We start from the raw sequence: 14,887 nt of genomic DNA, 5'->3' as shown, positions 1-14,887 counted from the left end.
AGTCGGACTCTTCAGATTATCTCCTCATCAGGCTAATCACGGTTATTGACCCGGCTCTTTGCCGGGTCTTTTTTTGCCCGCACGAAACACGCTGCGGCCGCTTCAGTCGTCGACCTGCGCCAGCCAGTCCGGCAGATTGAAATGCAGGCTGATACGGCTGATCAGCCCCTCGCGAATCTCGAAGAACGCCCCTACCCGCAGCGCGTAGCGTTGCCCGCACGCCTCCGGCAGCCCATCGTCGGTTGCCAGGTACTCCCCGGCGACGTGGTACTCGCAGGCCGCATGGGCGCCCTGCGGATCGGTCAGGATCACCAGCTGTTCGAGGGTTTCGCGGTAACACTGCATGTGCCGCTCGAGGTAGTCCGCGAAGGCTGCGCGGCCATGCTCGGCGAACCCCTGGTTGGGCTCCAGGATCAGGTCATCGCTGACCAGCGCCAGACAGGCACGGACATCGCGGTCGTTGAGTGCATTGAAGTAACGGTGCAGCAGGTCGCGAACAGCGGCGGACATGGCGCAGGCTCCAGATCGGCAAAGCGCCGAGGATACCCCGCAGCCATCCCGGGAAAGGCGGCTAGGGTCGCAGTTTGGCGCAGTGGTCCTGCTCCGGCTGCGCCGCGGTGAACCAGACGTAGTCCGCCATCGATGCATCCACCTGACGCCCGACTTCGGCCAGCATCAGTACGGCATTGCCCTGCCCCGCGCCGAGGTCTGCCAGGTGCAACGGTACCCCCAGATCCTTGCGCGCATGAAAGGCACCTGCCAGCAGCAGGCTCGGTCGCGGCGCTGCCAGCAATGCCTCGGCCATGCGCCGATCACGCTGCTGCTGCACGACCAGCATCGCCGGCACCTGGCTCTCCGGGAGCAGGCCGCAGTGCGACTCGCGGATATCGCGCTGCAGCCGCTGCTGCACCGCCGCAGCGGTAGAGGCCTGCCCCTGCAGCGCCGGACGCTGCTGATAGATGCGCATGATCTCTTCCCGGTCCAGATTGGCCGCCAGCAATGGATAGGGCTGGCGCAGCTGGTAACGCACCAGCGCACCGTACATCGCCCAGTCCCACCCCGGTTGCCAGGCCAGGGCCCGGATGGCGTCGAGCGGAGGGCGCCCCGCACGCGTCTCGCCCCGGACCTGATCGACTCTGGTCTGCTGGCTCGGGCTGAGCATTTCCAGCAGCACACTGCCCTGCGGACGCCGGGCCGCCAGTTCGCGCGATAACCACAGTTGCAGGGCGTGGTGATCCGGGTTGTCGTGCTGCTCGCCGACCACGACCCGCGACGCCCGCGCCAGGCGCTCGACCAGTCGCTGCGGCGTGATGCGCTCACCGCTGCGCAGGTCGAGTATCACCCCCAGGTCTACGTGGTCACGCCCCTCGCTGGCGATAGGAGCCGGCGGTGGCAGTACGCCTCGGGACTGGCAGGCGACCAGCAGGGACAGGCAACACAGCAACAGTATTCGCATGGCAAGCTCCTGCATCGAGTCAACGCGCCACGATCAGTGGATGGCCGCGCTCCGGGTGTCGCTGTATCAGTACGTCCAGACCGAACACCGCACGCAGGGGCTCGGCCCGCAGCACCTCGTCGGGGCTGCCGAAGGCGTGGGGGCGTCCCGCCTGGAGCAGGAGAATACGGTCGCAGTATCGCGCCGCCAGGTTCAGGTCATGCAGGATCACCAGCACCGCGGCCCCCTGGCTGGCGAAGTCACGCACCGCCTGCAACGTGGTGTGCTGGTGCAGCGGATCGAGCGCCGAGGTCGGCTCGTCGAGCAGCAACACCTGCCCCTCTCCGCCCGGCCAGAGCTGCGCCAGCACGCGCGCCAGGTGCACACGCTGGCGCTCGCCACCGGACAGCGCCAGGTAACTGCGCCCACGCAGGTGCTCGGCATCGGCCGCGCGCAGCGCCATGGCGACGATCTCGGCGTCACGCACACGCCCGCTGGCATGCGGCAGACGCCCCATGCCGACCACCTCTTCCACCGGGAAGGCGAAGCTCAGCGTCGAACTCTGCGGCAACACCGCCAGCCGCCGGGCCCGCTGACGCCCATCCCAGTCACTCAGGGCGCGCGCATCCAGAGTCACCCGTCCGGCGCTCGCCTCGAATTCCCCGCACAGGGCCCCCAGCAGGGTGCTCTTGCCGGCACCATTGGGGCCGAGCACGCCCAGCACATCGCCAGGCTGCAACCTCAGGTCGATATCCCCCAGGACGGTTTTGCCGCCCCGGCGCACGCTCAGCTGTTCTGCGCGCAACATCAGGTTCGCCCCCGCACCAGCAGATAAAGGAAGAACGGCGCTCCGATCAACGCCGTGACGATGCCGATCGGCAATTCCGCCGGCGCCAGCAGCAGGCGCGCCAGCAGATCGGCCAGCAGCAGCAGACTGGCGCCGGCCAGCAGCGATGCCGGCAGCAGCACCCGGTGATCGGGGCCGACCAGCAGACGCATCAGGTGCGGGACCACCAGGCCGATGAAACCGATCAGGCCGGCCGCTGCAACGGCGGCACCGACGCCCAGCGCCGTGCACAGCACCAGCTCCAGCTTGATCCGCTCGACATCGAACCCCAGATGACGCGCTTCGGACTCGCCCAGCAGCAGCGCGTTGAGCGCCGCGGCGCGGCGTGGCAGCCACAAGGCGATGGCCAGGGTCACCAGCAGCAACGGCCACAGCCGTGGATAGCTGGCACCGTTGAGGCTGCCCAGATTCCAGAAGGTCAGGCTACGCAGGGTGGCATCATCGGCCAGGTAGGTGAACAGGCCGACACCGGCGCCGGACATCGCGGTCAGCGCGACCCCGGCCAGGAGCATGGTGGCGACGTGGGTCTGCCCGTCGCGACGCCCGAAGCGATACACCACGGCGGTCACGATGAGACCGCCGCTGAACGCGCAGAGCGACAGCAGATAAGGCGCGATGGCTGACGGCAGACCGCCGATCATGCTGCCACCGACGATGGCGACAGCCGCACCCAACGCGGCACCACCGGCGACCCCGACCAGGCCGGGGTCAGCCAGCGGGTTGCGGAACAGCCCCTGCATGGCCACGCCGGACAGCGCCAGCACGATACCCACGCACAGCCCCAGCAGGCTGCGCGGCAGGCGTATCTGACCGAGGATCAGCTCGGCCTGCTGCAGGCCCTCCCCGTCGATGGGCAGGCCCAGCAAGCGCAGCGCGGCCAGCAGGGTATCGCCCAGCGGCAGGCTGACGGGCCCCAGGGCCAGCGACAGCCAGAACGAAAGCAGCAGGAGGACGCCCATCGCCAGCAGCAATGGGCGGGGACGAAAAACAGGATTCATCGGTCGAGTTCGGCCGTCAGAGCTGGCTCGGAAGGATAGAACGCCGCCGACAACTCGACCAGCCCCTCGGGCAGGCGCGGACCGAGCCCGCCCACCAGCAGCGTCGGATCGAGGCTCAGCACACGGCCGTCACGCACGGCGCTGGTCTGCGCCAGCAGCGGATTCTGCCGCAGCACCGCCTGACGCGCCTCCTCCCCCTGCAGACTGCGGTCGGCAACGATCAGCACCTGTGGGTCCATCGCCAGCAAGGCCTCGCTGGAGATCGGCTTGTAGCCGCTGTGCTCGGTGCGACTCTCGCCACCGGCCTGCTCGATCAGCCACACCGCCAGGCTGTCCTTGCCGGCCGCCATGAGGTTGCTGCCAGCATGACCGAGCAGCATCAGCACACGCGGTGCCGGCTGGCGCTCGCGCGCCTTGGCGACCCAGGCCGCCTGATGCTGCAGGGCCTGACGATAGGCCGCGATCTCTTCATGCGCCTGCTGCGGCCTGCCGAGCAGTTCACCCAGGCGCAGCACATTGCTTTCGAGCGCATCCAGATCGGGCCTGGCCGACAGGCTCTCGATACGAATGCCGGCTGCCTTGATCTGCGCGAGCACCGGAGGCGGCCCCATTTCTTCGCTACCGATCAGCACGTCCGGGTGCAGCGACAGCACCCCCTCCGCCGACAACGCCCGCTGATAGCCGACGCTCGGCAACTGCTGCAGCGATTGTGGATGCAGGCTGGTGGTATCCACGCCGACCAGCTTGCTCTCGCCCCCCAGGCGCACCACCCACTCGCTGAGCGAGCCACCGGAGCTGACCCAGCGTTGCGGCAGCTCGCCCGCACCGGCCAGGGGAGCAAACAGCAGGGCGCTGCACAGCGCCAAGGTTCCACTCAAGCGCATGTCAGACCTCCAGTGCCGCGATGGACTCGGCCAGCTCGCGCCAGTCGTCACGCTCGGCCATGCCCGGCTTGCGGGCCCCGAACAGCTGGACCACCAGTTCACCCTCTTCGTCATAGGCCTCCAGGCTGGTGATCACGCCATCCACGCTGGGTTTGCGCACGCGCCAGAGCTCGACCACACCTGGGGTTCTCAGGTGCAGGTTGAACTCGGCATCGAGCACGTTGAACCAGTTATCCAGCCAACGCAGATTGCGCACCGGCCCCGTGTGAATCTGGATGCAGTGACGGTTACCGACGAACACCATGATCGGCACCTCACGCGCTGCCGCCGCCTCGATCAGCCTGGGCAGTTCGGCGGTGGCCAGCGGCTCGGCCCACTCATAACCGGCCAGGCGCAGGGCCTGAGTACGGGCCAGGTCATGACGCTTGAGCATGGCGAAGAAGTGATGCGTGTCCTTCAGCGCAGCCCAGTCGGCACGCAGTGCCTCCACATCGACCTGATCGTCGCCACGCGGCGCCCTGCGCTCGGCCGGCGGCAGCAGCTCCAACTCGGCACTCTGCACCTCGGCCCGGAAGCGCTCGACCAGCGGTGCCCAGGCCGCGTCGTCGCTCCTCTCGGTCAGGTAGACCTTGTGTACCGCAAGCCCCTGGCGGTCGAAGACCTGGATGCTGCGTTGCACGCCACGCTCGCCGTTCTCGGCGACGGCGAACACGCTGGCCCACTGCGCCATGAACAGGCGCAGGTCGATGTCGGCGGAGACCACCAGCCCCATCGCCCCATTGGCGCTGACGGAAACCTCGCGGTAGTGCCCCTTGCGCTCGTGCACGCAGTGCTCGTTGCGGGTCAGCGCCATGATGTAACCCAGCGTCCCCAGCGCAGGCAGCAACTCGGGCCAGTCACAGCGCAGGCGCACGGCATCCACGCCGAGGCGGCTGGCGGTCAGCTCGGCCTCGCTGACACCCAGTACGGCAGCCGCATCACGGGCCCGCAGACGGGGCTGTTCGAGACGCAGGGCCTGCCAGGCCTGGTACAGATCGATGGCCGGCAAGGCGGCGGGATTCACACTATTCATCAGGACAACTCCTCTCACGGCAAGACGTGCCCGCTGTTCCTGCACAGCGACGGCAATCTACAAACGATAATCTATATGAGAATTATTTGCATCAGATAAATAATCTGGTTACCGTCTTGCGTCGTCGCCAACCAGGCAGTCGCAGAACTGCCCAGCACGCACGGAGCCATTGCCATGCCCCTTCACCCGCCCTATGCCCGCCGCCCATGGCTGGCGTTACTGATGCTGTGCCCCTCCCTCGCCCTGGCCGATACACCGGCCGAGCTCCCCGATGTCGAAGTCACCGCCAGTGCGGCCGAGCAGCCGTTGCCGACCACCACCCGGACCGATGCCGAGACCCTCGAGCGTCGTCAGATACGCAATTTCGATGACTTGTCGCGACGCGCCGAACCGGGGGTGAACTACAACCGCAGCAACAACAGCGTCAACATCCGCGGCCTGGATCGCGATCGCGTGCTGACCACCATCGACGGCATCCGCATGCCCTGGCTGAATGACGCGGTGCGTGAAGTCAACGGCGGCCTGGACAGCATCGACTTCCAGAGCCTGTCATCGATCGACGTGGTTCGCGGCGCCAACTCCAGCCAGCTCGGCTCGGGGGCCCTTGGCGGCGCCCTGCAACTGCGGACCCTGAGTCCGGATGACCTGCTGGGTAACGACGACAGCTTCGCCAGCCTGGTGAAGAGCGACTACGACAGTGCCGACCAGAGCTGGGGGTTGAATGCGGCCCTGGCCGGTCGGATCAACGACACGGCCTGGCTGCTCCAGGCCGGCGGCCGCCAGGGCCACGAGCTCGACAGCCAGGGCAACGACAACCTGCTCGGCACGCAGCGCACCGCCGCCAACCCCAGCGATAGCGAACAGCAGAGCCTGCTGCTGAAGATCCAGCAGAAGCTCGCCGCAGGCCACCGCATCGGCATGACGGCCGAGCTGTTCGAACGCGTCGAGGACATGGACAGCCGCATCAACCAGGGCACGGCCAACTACCCCCGGCACTACGACACCCGCGAGACCAACGAGCGCAAGCGACTCTCGTTCGACCATCAGTACCGCGCCGCAGGCAGCGACAACCTGCTGGACTGGGCCGACACGGTGGTCTACTGGCAGAAGCTCTATCGCGAGGACGAAGTCGACGCCACCCGCGCCGGGACGCTGGCCGGCCCCTTCGGCCGCGCCAACGAGATCGAGAAGAGCCAGTACGGCATCAGCAGCAGCCTGGGCAAACAACTGGGCCGCCACGACCTGACCCTGGGCATGGAGTGGAGCCGCCTGGAAGCCGAGCAGTACAGCAGCGGCTACGATGCCTGCCCCAGCGTGCTGGTGCCTCCCTTCCCGCCGCAACCGGGCAGCACGCCAGCCGGCATCTACTTCTCCTGCGTCAACCTGCACACCAACCAGGCCGAAATGCCGAAGACGCCCGGTACGCTGCAGGGCCTCTACCTGAAGGATGAGATTGCCCTCAGCGACACCCTGACCCTGACGCCGGGCGTGCGCTATGACCACTACGCGTACAAGCCGAGCAGTTCCACCAGCGGCTACGTGCTCGCCGGCGACAGCGTGATGCTCAGCGAGAACAAGGACGCCAAGTGGTCCGGCAGCCTGCTCCTGACCTGGCAGGCCCACGAGCTGGCAACCCTCTATGCGCAATGGGCACAGGGCTTCAAGGCGCCGGACGTCAACGAGCTGTACAGCACCTTCACCAACGCCGGCATGGGCTACGCACGAGTAGGCAACCCCAACCTCAAGCCCGAGGAAAGCACCGGCTACGAAGTCGGCGCCCGCCTCGGCGACAGCCAGCTGGGGGGCTCGGTCAGCCTGTTCGACAACCACTACAAGAACTTCATCGACAGCATCAGCGCCGACGAAGAGGACTATGGTTTCCAGGCGGGCGAATTCCCCACCTTCTTCGAAGTCATGGCCAACCGCGACAAAGTGCGCATCTACGGCGCCGAAGGCAGCGCGCATTGGCAGTTCATGCCGTCCTGGCAGCTCTGGTCCTCGATCGCCTGGGCCGTGGGCAAGGACCGCGAAACCAGGCAACACCTGAACTCGGTCGCGCCACTGACCGGCACCCTGGGCCTGAGCTACACCCGCCAGCGCCATGGCGCGGACCTGATGCTGACCGCCGCGCGCCGTCGCGACAAGGTCGAGAATGACAGTGACTTCAAGGCCCCGGGCTATGCGGTGGTCGACCTGACGGGCTACTGGCAGCCCGCGGCCCTGGACGGCGTCAAGCTGCAGGCCGGCCTGTTCAACCTGTTCGACAGGAAGTACTGGAATGCGCTCAACGTGCCCAGTGCCGCCGGCCGCAGCACGCCTCAGCCGGTCGACTACTACAGCGAGCCAGGCCGCACGTTCCGCGTATCGGCCTCCTGGCAATTCTGAGTTCCACTTGGCGCATGGATGCGCCCTCCTCCTTCCTGCGGGATAATCGGCCTCGCTGACGGCGCCACGCGCCACCTTCTACCCATGGCAGAAGGGCATACACGAGAGAACACGATGATCCGCTTATGCAGCCCACAGGAACTGACCGAAGGTCAGAGCCGGGGCTTTCTGATCGAGCAACTGAACCTGTTCGCCGTACGCCGCGACGGCCAGGTGCACGCCTACCTCAACCGCTGCCCACATCGCGGCGTTGCCCTGGAATGGCAGAAGGACGGATTTCTCGATGACAGCGGCAGCCTGATCCGCTGTGCCACCCATGGCGCGCTGTTCCTGATCGAGAGCGGCGAATGCGTGGCCGGCCCCTGCGAGGGACAGGCGCTGCAAGCGCTGGAATGCCGGGAAGACGCCGACGGAATCTGGATCGTGCCCTAGGCCAGCACGTCCAGACGACGCACCAGCGCGATGCCCTCGGGGCTGAGTTCGGCGCCGTAGGCCAGCACTTCGACCCCGGCCGCCTTGGCCTCGCGCAGCCCCGCCGCGTAGACCGGGTCGATTTCCTCGGCGGCGCGCACGGCGACGATACCGGAGAGATTCACGCAATACAGCTGCACCGTGCGCACGCCGGCACGTGCCAGCGCTGCCAGTTCACGCAGGTGCTTGGCGCCGCGCTGCGTCACCGCATCGGGAAAGGCCGCGACATCGCTGCCGTCGAAGCCCAGGGTGACGCTCTTGACCTCGACGAAGGTCGGCCCCTGGGGGAAGTCCAGGCGAAAATCGGCGCGGCTGTTCTCCACCCCGTAGGGCACCTCGCGCTTGAGCGCGGTGAAACCGTTCAGCTCGCTGATCAGTCCAGCGCGCAACGCCTCCTCCACCAGTGCATTGGCCCGCGCCGTATTGATGCAGGCCAGGCGGTCTTGCGGCGTCTCGCTGATTTCCCAGCTCCCCGGCAGCTTGCGCTTGGGATCGTTGCTGCGGCTGAACCACACCCGGCAGCCTTCGCTCATGCAGTTGAGCATCGACCCGGTATTGGCGCAGTGGATGGTCAGCGCCTCGCCGCTGGCCGTCTCGATATCGGCCAGAAAGCGCTTGTAGCGACGCAGCAGGCGCCCTTCTTCGAGGGGCGGATCAAAGCGCATCGGGATTCCAGCTCTTCAGGCCACGGGCGATGCGTTCGACTGCCTGCTGCAGGCGCTCGACGTTCTGCGTGTAGGCGAAACGCACATGATGCCCGGCCTGATAACGGCCGAAATCCAGCCCCGGGGTGAACGCCACGTGCTCGGTTTCGATGAAGTGGCGGCAGAAGGCGAAGGCGTCGCCACCGAAGGCGCTGATGTCCGCATATAAATAGAAGGCGCCTTCAGGCGTGGCGGCGATGCCGAAGCCCAGCTCGCGCAGCGCCGGCAGCAAGTAGTCGCGGCGGCGCTGGAACTCGTGGCGGCGTTCTTCGAGGATGGCCAGGGTATCGGCCTCGAAACAGGCCAGCGCAGCGTGCTGAGCCATGCTCGGCGCACTGATGTAGAGGTTCTGCGCCAGCTTCTCCAGCTCCGGCACCGCCGCCTCGGGCGCGACCAGCCAGCCCAGGCGCCAGCCGGTCATGCCGAAATATTTGGAGAAACTATTGAGCACGAAGGCCTCGTCATCCACCTCCAGCACGCTGCTCGCATCGCAACCATAGGTCAGCCCGTGGTAGATCTCGTCCACCACCAGATGGCCGCCGCGCTGCTTGATGCTCGTCGCCAGGGCCGCCAGCTCGTCCTTGTGCAGCAGGGTACCGGTAGGGTTGGCCGGCGAGGCGACCAGGGCGCCGACGCTGGCGGAGTCCCAGTGCCGCTCGACCAGCTGCGGAGTCAGCTGGTAGCGCACGTCCGGGCCAACCGGCACCAGTTGCGCAGCCCCTTCGACCAGACGCAGGAAGTGGCGGTTGCACGGATAGCCGGGGTCTGCCAACAGCCAGTGCTTGCCGGGATCGACCAGCAGGCTGGCGGCCAGCAGCAGGGCGCCGGAGCCGCCCGGCGTGATCAGGATGCGCTGCGGGTCGACGTTCAGCCGATAACGCTCGGCGTAGAACGCGGCGATCGCCTCGCGCAGCTGCGGCAAGCCCCGCGCGGCGGTGTAACGGGTATGCCCGGCTGCCAGGGCGGCCTGGCCCGCGCGGATGATCGGCTCGGCGGTGGTGAAATCCGGCTCGCCGATCTCCAGGTGGATGACGTCGTGACCGGCTGCCTGCAGCTCGTTGGCCCGCGCCAGCAGGGCCATCACATGAAAGGGTTCGATGGCGCGACTGCGCCCACTGTAGAGCTGAGCCATGGGCCTGCCTTCACGGTTGCGAGCGGCGGATTCTAGCAGGGCTGCTCGGGCAAGCGGCAAGGACGCCGGGCACCGCTACACTTGCCGATCAGGCCCATGCAGATTTCATTCACACCCCGGAGGGGCAGAGACAACCGGGAGTAGCGCGCCCCGATTCGATCTGGTAAGTTCGCCGGCTTGCAGTCGCAGGGCCGGAAAACCGTCTGGCAATGGAATAACCTGCGCGATGGATTCGAAAGAGTGAGAGGCGTCATCCATGCCCACAAAAGAAAAAGCCAAAAGCACCAGCCAGCTGATTCGTGGTTTCGAGCCCTATCAAGAGAAGAAGGGCGAGGAATACATGAGCGAGCCGATGCGCGCTCACTTCACCAGCATCCTCAATAAGTGGAAGCTGGAGCTGATGCAGGAAGTCGACCGCACCGTGCACCACATGCAGGACGAAGCGGCCAACTTCCCCGATCCGGCGGATCGCGCCAGCCAGGAAGAAGAGTTCAGCCTGGAGCTGCGTGCCCGTGATCGCGAGCGCAAACTGATCAAGAAGATCGACGAGACCCTGCAGCTGATCGAAGACAACGATTACGGCTGGTGTGACTCCTGCGGCGTCGAGATCGGCATTCGCCGACTGGAAGCCCGCCCCACCGCCACCCTGTGCATCGATTGCAAGACGCTGGCGGAAATCAAGGAAAAGCAGATCGGTTCCTGATCCGACGACGGGGCGCTCAGGCGCCCCGTTGCATTTCTGGGGAGAGGGTGATTCAGCGCATGCCCTCTCCCCCGGCCCCTTGCCCATGAATGGGAGAGGGGAGAAAACAACCCCTTCGACCCAGCCTCGCCTCGATGAACAGCTCCTACGTCGGGCGCTTTGCCCCCACGCCCAGTGGCTACCTGCATTTCGGTTCGCTGGTCGCCGCCCTCGCCTCCTACCTCGATGCGCGCGCCGTTGGCGGCCGCTGGCTGCTGCGCATGGAGGACCTCGACCCGCCCCGTGAAGTCCCGGGCGCCCAGGACGCGATCCTGCGCACCCTGGAAACCTATGGCTTCGAATGGGATGGCGAGCTGGAGCGCCAGAGCGAGCGACACGCGCAGTACGCGGCGGTGACCGAGCGCCTGCTCAGTCAGGGCCTGGCCTACGCCTGCATCTGCTCGCGCAAGCAGCTGGAAGGTTATGCCGGGGTCTATCCCGGCTTCTGCCGCAATGCCTGCCATGCCGAACAGAATGCGGCCATCCGCATACGCGTACCGGAGCTGGACTACCACTTCATCGACCGCGTGCAAGGCGAATTCCATCAGCACCTGGGCCGCGAAGTCGGTGACTTCGTCATTCGTCGCCGCGACGGTCTGTTCGCCTATCAGCTCGCGGTGGTGCTGGACGACGCCTGGCAAGGCATCACCGATGTGGTACGCGGTGCCGACCTGCTCGACTCGACACCGCGCCAGCTCTACCTGCAGGAACTGCTGGGGCTGCCGCAACCGCGCTACCTGCACGTGCCGCTGATCATCCAGCCGGACGGCCACAAGCTGGGCAAGAGCTATCGCTCACCACCACTGCCAGCCGACCAGGCCGGGCCACTGCTGCTGCGCGCCCTGCGCGCGCTCGGCCAGCCGGCACCCGCCGAGCTGCAGGGCGCCGCCCCCCGGCAGTTGCTGGAATGGGGCATCGCCCACTGGGACGCCACACGTATCCCGCGCAGCCGCACCCTGGCCGAAGCGCAGCTGCGCTGACGGGCGCAATCCGCGTCACACCGGCGCCACCACTACCAGCCCTCAAGCAGGTGGCCTGAAACGCGCCGCTTCCTTTACCATCGCGGCATCTTTCGACGAGATGCCACATGTATATCTACCGACTGGTCCTGATCCTGGTTGTAGGGATCTACCTGTTCTCACCGGCCATCATGGACTGGTGGATCGACCCCAATGGTGCCTGGTATCGCCCCTACCTGCTGTGGCTGATCCTGATCGTCGTGACCTTCATTCTCCAGAGCCAACGCGATGCTGACGAGCTTTAGCCTGAGCGAACTGATCCTGATCAGCGCCGGCTATCTGCTGGTGCTGTTCGGGGTTGCCTGGGTCAGCGAACACGGCCTGATCCCACGCTGGATCATCCGCCACCCGCTGACCTACACCCTGTCCCTGGGCGTCTATGCCAGCGCCTGGGCCTTCTACGGCACGGTCGGGCTGGCCTATCAGTACGGCTACGGCTTCCTCGCCAGTTACCTGGGCGTCTCCGGTGCCTTCCTGCTCGCCCCGGTGCTGCTCTATCCGATCCTGCGCATCACCCGCACCTACCAGCTGTCATCGCTGGCCGACCTGTTCGCCTTCCGCTTCCGCAGCACCTGGGCCGGCGTGCTGACCACCCTGTTCATGCTGATCGGCCTGCTGCCACTGCTGGCCCTGCAGATCCAGGCGGTGGCCGACTCCATCGGCATCCTCAGCCGCGAGCCGCTGCAGGAAAAGGTGGCGCTGAGCTACTGCGGCCTGATCATCCTCTTCACCATCCTGTTCGGCGCCCGGCATATCGCCACCCGAGAAAAGCACGAGGGCCTGGTGTTCGCCATCGCCTTCGAATCGCTGGTCAAGCTGGTGGCGCTGGGGGTGATCGGCTGGTACGCGCTCTACCGGGTGTTCGGTGGTCCCCACGAACTGGAACTGTGGCTGGTGCAGAACCAGGCGGCGCTGTCCACGCTGCACACGCCGCTGCAGGAAGGTCCCTGGCGCACCCTGCTGCTGGTGTTCTTCGCCTCGGCCATCGTCATGCCGCACATGTACCACATGACCTTCACCGAGAACCTCAACCCGCGCGCGATGGTCAGCGCCAGCTGGGGCCTGCCGCTGTTCCTGCTGCTGATGAGCCTGGCGGTGCCGCTGATCCTCTGGGCCGGCCTCAAGCTGGGAGCGACCACCAACCCGGAATACTTCACCCTCGGCCTGGGCATCGCGGTGAACAGCGAGGCGCTGGCCCTGCTCGCCTACGTCGGCGGCCTGTCGGCCTCCAGCGGGCTGATCATCGTATCCACCCTGGCCCTGTCGGGGATGGCGCTCAACCACCTGGTGCTGCCGCTGTACCAGCCACCGGCCGAGGGCAACATCTATCGCTGGCTGAAGTGGACGCGCCGTGCGCTGATCGCCTTCATCATCATGGCCGGCTATGGCTTCTATCTGCTGCTCGGCGCGCAGCAGGACCTGGCCAACCTCGGCATCGTCGCCTTCGTCGCCACCCTGCAGTTCCTCCCGGGCGTGCTCTCGGTGCTGTACTGGCAGACCGCCAACCGCCGCGGCTTCCTCGCCGGCTTGCTGGCCGGTATCTGCGTCTGGGCCCTGACCATGCTGCTGCCGCTGCTGGGCAACCTGGACGGCTTCTACCTGCCGCTGTTCAACGTCATCTACGTGCTCGACGATGCCAGCTGGCACCTGGCGGCCATCGCCTCGCTGGCCGCCAACGTGCTGGTGTTCACCCTGGTGTCGCTGTTCACCGAAGCCAGCCCCGAGGAGAAGAGCGCCGCCGAGGCCTGCGCGGTGGACAACGTGCGCCGCCCGCAACGACGCGAACTGGTCGCCGCGACCCCGCAGGAATTCGCCGCGCAGCTGGCCAAGCCGCTGGGCGCCAAGACGGCCCAGCGTGAGGTGGAACAAGCGCTGCGCGACCTGCACCTGCCCTTCGACGAAGGCCGCCCCTATGCCCTGCGCCGCCTGCGCGACCGCATCGAAGCCAACCTGTCCGGCCTGATGGGCCCCAGCGTCGCACAGGACATCGTCGAGACCTTCCTGCCGTACAAGTCCGGCAGTGAAGGTTACGTCACCGAGGATATCCACTTCATCGAGAGCCGCCTGGAGGACTACCAGTCGCGCCTTACCGGCCTGGCCGCCGAACTCGACGCCCTGCGCCGCTACCACCGGCAGACCCTGCAGGAACTGCCCATGGGCGTCTGCTCGCTGGCCAAGGACCAGGAAATCCTGATGTGGAACCGCGCCATGGAGGAGCTCACCGAGATTCCCGCCCAGCGCATCGTCGGCTCGCGCCTCAGTGCCCTGGCCGAGCCCTGGCAGAGCTTGCTGCAGGACTTCATCGAACGCCCCGACCAGCACCTGCACAAGCAGCACCTGGCCCTGGACGGGCAGATCCGCTGGCTGAACCTGCACAAGGCCGCCATCGACGAGCCGCTGGCACCGGGCAACAGTGGCCTGGTGCTGCTGGTCGAGGACCAGACCGAAACCCAGTTGCTGGAAGACAAGCTGGTGCACTCCGAACGCCTGGCCTCCATCGGCCGCCTGGCAGCGGGTGTCGCCCACGAGATCGGCAACCCGATCACCGGTATCGCCTGCCTGGCGCAGAACCTGCGCGAGGAGCGCGAGAACGATGGCGAACTGACGGAGATCAGCGGGCAGATTCTCGAGCAGACCAAGCGCGTGTCACGCATCGTCCAGTCGCTGATGAGCTTCGCCCACTCCGGCAGCCATCAGCGCAGCGACGAACCGGTGTGCCTGGCCGATGTGGCGCAGGACGCCATCGGCCTGCTGTCACTGAACAAGCGCAACTTCGACATCCAGTTCTACAACCTCTGCAACCCGGAGCACTGGGCCGAGGGTGACCCGCAACGCCTGGCCCAGGTGCTGATCAACCTGCTGTCCAACGCCCGTGACGCCTCCCCTCCGGGCGGCGCGATCCGCGTGCGCAGCGAAGCCAGCGAACATACCGTCGACCTGATCGTCGAGGATGAAGGCAGCGGCATTCCCAAAGCCATCATCGACCGCCTGTTCGAACCGTTTTTCACCACCAAGGACCCCGGCGAAGGGACCGGTCTGGGCCTCGCGCTGGTCTATTCGATCGTGGAAGAGCATTATGGACAGATAACAATCGACAGCCCGGCCGACCCCGAGCGCCAGTTGGGCACTCGAATTCGGGTCACCCTGCCAAGGCATGTCGAGGCGACGTCCGTAGCGATGTAAACAGCGACAGCAGGT

Annotated in this window: 14 protein-coding genes; 6 read left to right on the top strand and 8 right to left on the bottom strand. The window is 66.5% G+C overall.

What is annotated here, in order from left to right:
- Positions 1 to 102 precede the first annotated feature (102 nt).
- From E4487_RS02970 to E4487_RS02945, 6 genes are all read right to left on the bottom strand, one after another.
- Complete coding sequence (locus tag E4487_RS02970; RefSeq protein ID WP_175252685.1) at positions 103 to 510, bottom strand: nuclear transport factor 2 family protein; 408 nt, start codon at positions 508 to 510, stop codon at positions 103 to 105.
- A gap of 61 nt (positions 511 to 571) precedes the next feature.
- Positions 572 to 1,456 carry a ChaN family lipoprotein gene (locus E4487_RS02965; RefSeq protein WP_175252684.1) on the bottom strand — a complete coding sequence of 295 codons (885 nt, stop codon included), beginning with the start codon at positions 1,454 to 1,456 and terminating at the stop codon, positions 572 to 574.
- A gap of 19 nt (positions 1,457 to 1,475) precedes the next feature.
- Positions 1,476 to 2,243: a heme ABC transporter ATP-binding protein gene (locus E4487_RS02960; RefSeq protein WP_175252683.1), complete on the bottom strand. Its 768-nt coding sequence runs from the start codon at positions 2,241 to 2,243 to the stop codon at positions 1,476 to 1,478.
- Positions 2,243 to 3,226 (bottom strand): iron ABC transporter permease, encoded by a 984-nt coding sequence (locus tag E4487_RS02955; protein WP_167519233.1) that lies wholly within the window; start codon positions 3,224 to 3,226, stop codon positions 2,243 to 2,245. Before E4487_RS02955 ends, E4487_RS02960 begins: the two co-directional genes overlap by 1 nt.
- 50 nt (positions 3,227 to 3,276) lie before the next feature.
- Positions 3,277 to 4,164 carry a hemin ABC transporter substrate-binding protein gene (locus E4487_RS02950; protein ID WP_175252682.1) on the bottom strand — a complete coding sequence of 296 codons (888 nt, stop codon included), beginning with the start codon at positions 4,162 to 4,164 and terminating at the stop codon, positions 3,277 to 3,279.
- Between the two features lies 1 nt (position 4,165).
- Positions 4,166 to 5,236, bottom strand: coding sequence for a hemin-degrading factor (locus E4487_RS02945; protein WP_175252681.1), 1,071 nt, complete (start codon positions 5,234 to 5,236; stop codon positions 4,166 to 4,168).
- Positions 5,237 to 5,410: 174 nt separating this feature from the next.
- Between E4487_RS02945 and E4487_RS02940 the strand changes: the two genes are divergently transcribed.
- Both E4487_RS02940 and E4487_RS02935 read left to right on the top strand, forming a co-directional pair.
- Entirely contained in the window at positions 5,411 to 7,621 is a 2,211-nt protein-coding gene (locus E4487_RS02940) for a TonB-dependent hemoglobin/transferrin/lactoferrin family receptor (RefSeq protein WP_175252680.1), read from the top strand.
- A 114-nt stretch (positions 7,622 to 7,735) separates the two neighbouring features.
- Complete coding sequence (locus E4487_RS02935; RefSeq protein WP_134675635.1) at positions 7,736 to 8,053, top strand: Rieske (2Fe-2S) protein; 318 nt, start codon at positions 7,736 to 7,738, stop codon at positions 8,051 to 8,053.
- Here the strand turns inward: E4487_RS02935 and sfsA are convergent.
- Together sfsA and E4487_RS02925 are read right to left on the bottom strand one after the other, a co-directional pair.
- On the bottom strand, positions 8,050 to 8,757 hold the full coding sequence (sfsA, locus tag E4487_RS02930; RefSeq protein ID WP_175252679.1) for a DNA/RNA nuclease SfsA: 708 nt from the start codon (positions 8,755 to 8,757) through the stop codon (positions 8,050 to 8,052). The two genes, E4487_RS02935 and sfsA, sit on opposite strands and share 4 nt — an antisense overlap.
- On the bottom strand, positions 8,747 to 9,928 hold the full coding sequence (locus E4487_RS02925) for a pyridoxal phosphate-dependent aminotransferase (RefSeq protein WP_037050764.1): 1,182 nt from the start codon (positions 9,926 to 9,928) through the stop codon (positions 8,747 to 8,749). The genes sfsA and E4487_RS02925 overlap by 11 nt, the downstream gene beginning before the upstream one ends.
- 256 nt (positions 9,929 to 10,184) lie before the next feature.
- Here E4487_RS02925 and dksA point away from each other — a divergent pair, with 256 nt between their 5' ends.
- The 4 genes from dksA to E4487_RS02905 all read left to right on the top strand — a co-directional run bounded on the left by dksA (position 10,185) and on the right by E4487_RS02905 (position 14,872).
- Positions 10,185 to 10,631, top strand: a complete 447-nt coding sequence (gene dksA, locus E4487_RS02920; RefSeq protein WP_017675309.1) for an RNA polymerase-binding protein DksA — start codon at positions 10,185 to 10,187, stop codon at positions 10,629 to 10,631.
- A 134-nt stretch (positions 10,632 to 10,765) separates the two neighbouring features.
- Entirely contained in the window at positions 10,766 to 11,650 is an 885-nt protein-coding gene (gene gluQRS / locus E4487_RS02915) for a tRNA glutamyl-Q(34) synthetase GluQRS (protein ID WP_037050766.1), read from the top strand.
- Between the two features lie 107 nt (positions 11,651 to 11,757).
- Entirely contained in the window at positions 11,758 to 11,934 is a 177-nt protein-coding gene (locus E4487_RS02910) for a hypothetical protein (RefSeq protein ID WP_003244646.1), read from the top strand.
- On the top strand, positions 11,918 to 14,872 hold the full coding sequence (locus E4487_RS02905; protein WP_037050768.1) for a sensor histidine kinase: 2,955 nt from the start codon (positions 11,918 to 11,920) through the stop codon (positions 14,870 to 14,872). The genes E4487_RS02910 and E4487_RS02905 overlap by 17 nt, the downstream gene beginning before the upstream one ends.
- Positions 14,873 to 14,887 lie beyond the last annotated feature (15 nt).

Source organism: Pseudomonas sp. BMW13 (genome assembly GCF_013357275.1).
Classification (GTDB): domain Bacteria; phylum Pseudomonadota; class Gammaproteobacteria; order Pseudomonadales; family Pseudomonadaceae; genus Aquipseudomonas; species Aquipseudomonas khazarica.
This window is presented reverse-complemented; position numbering and strand designations above follow the sequence as displayed.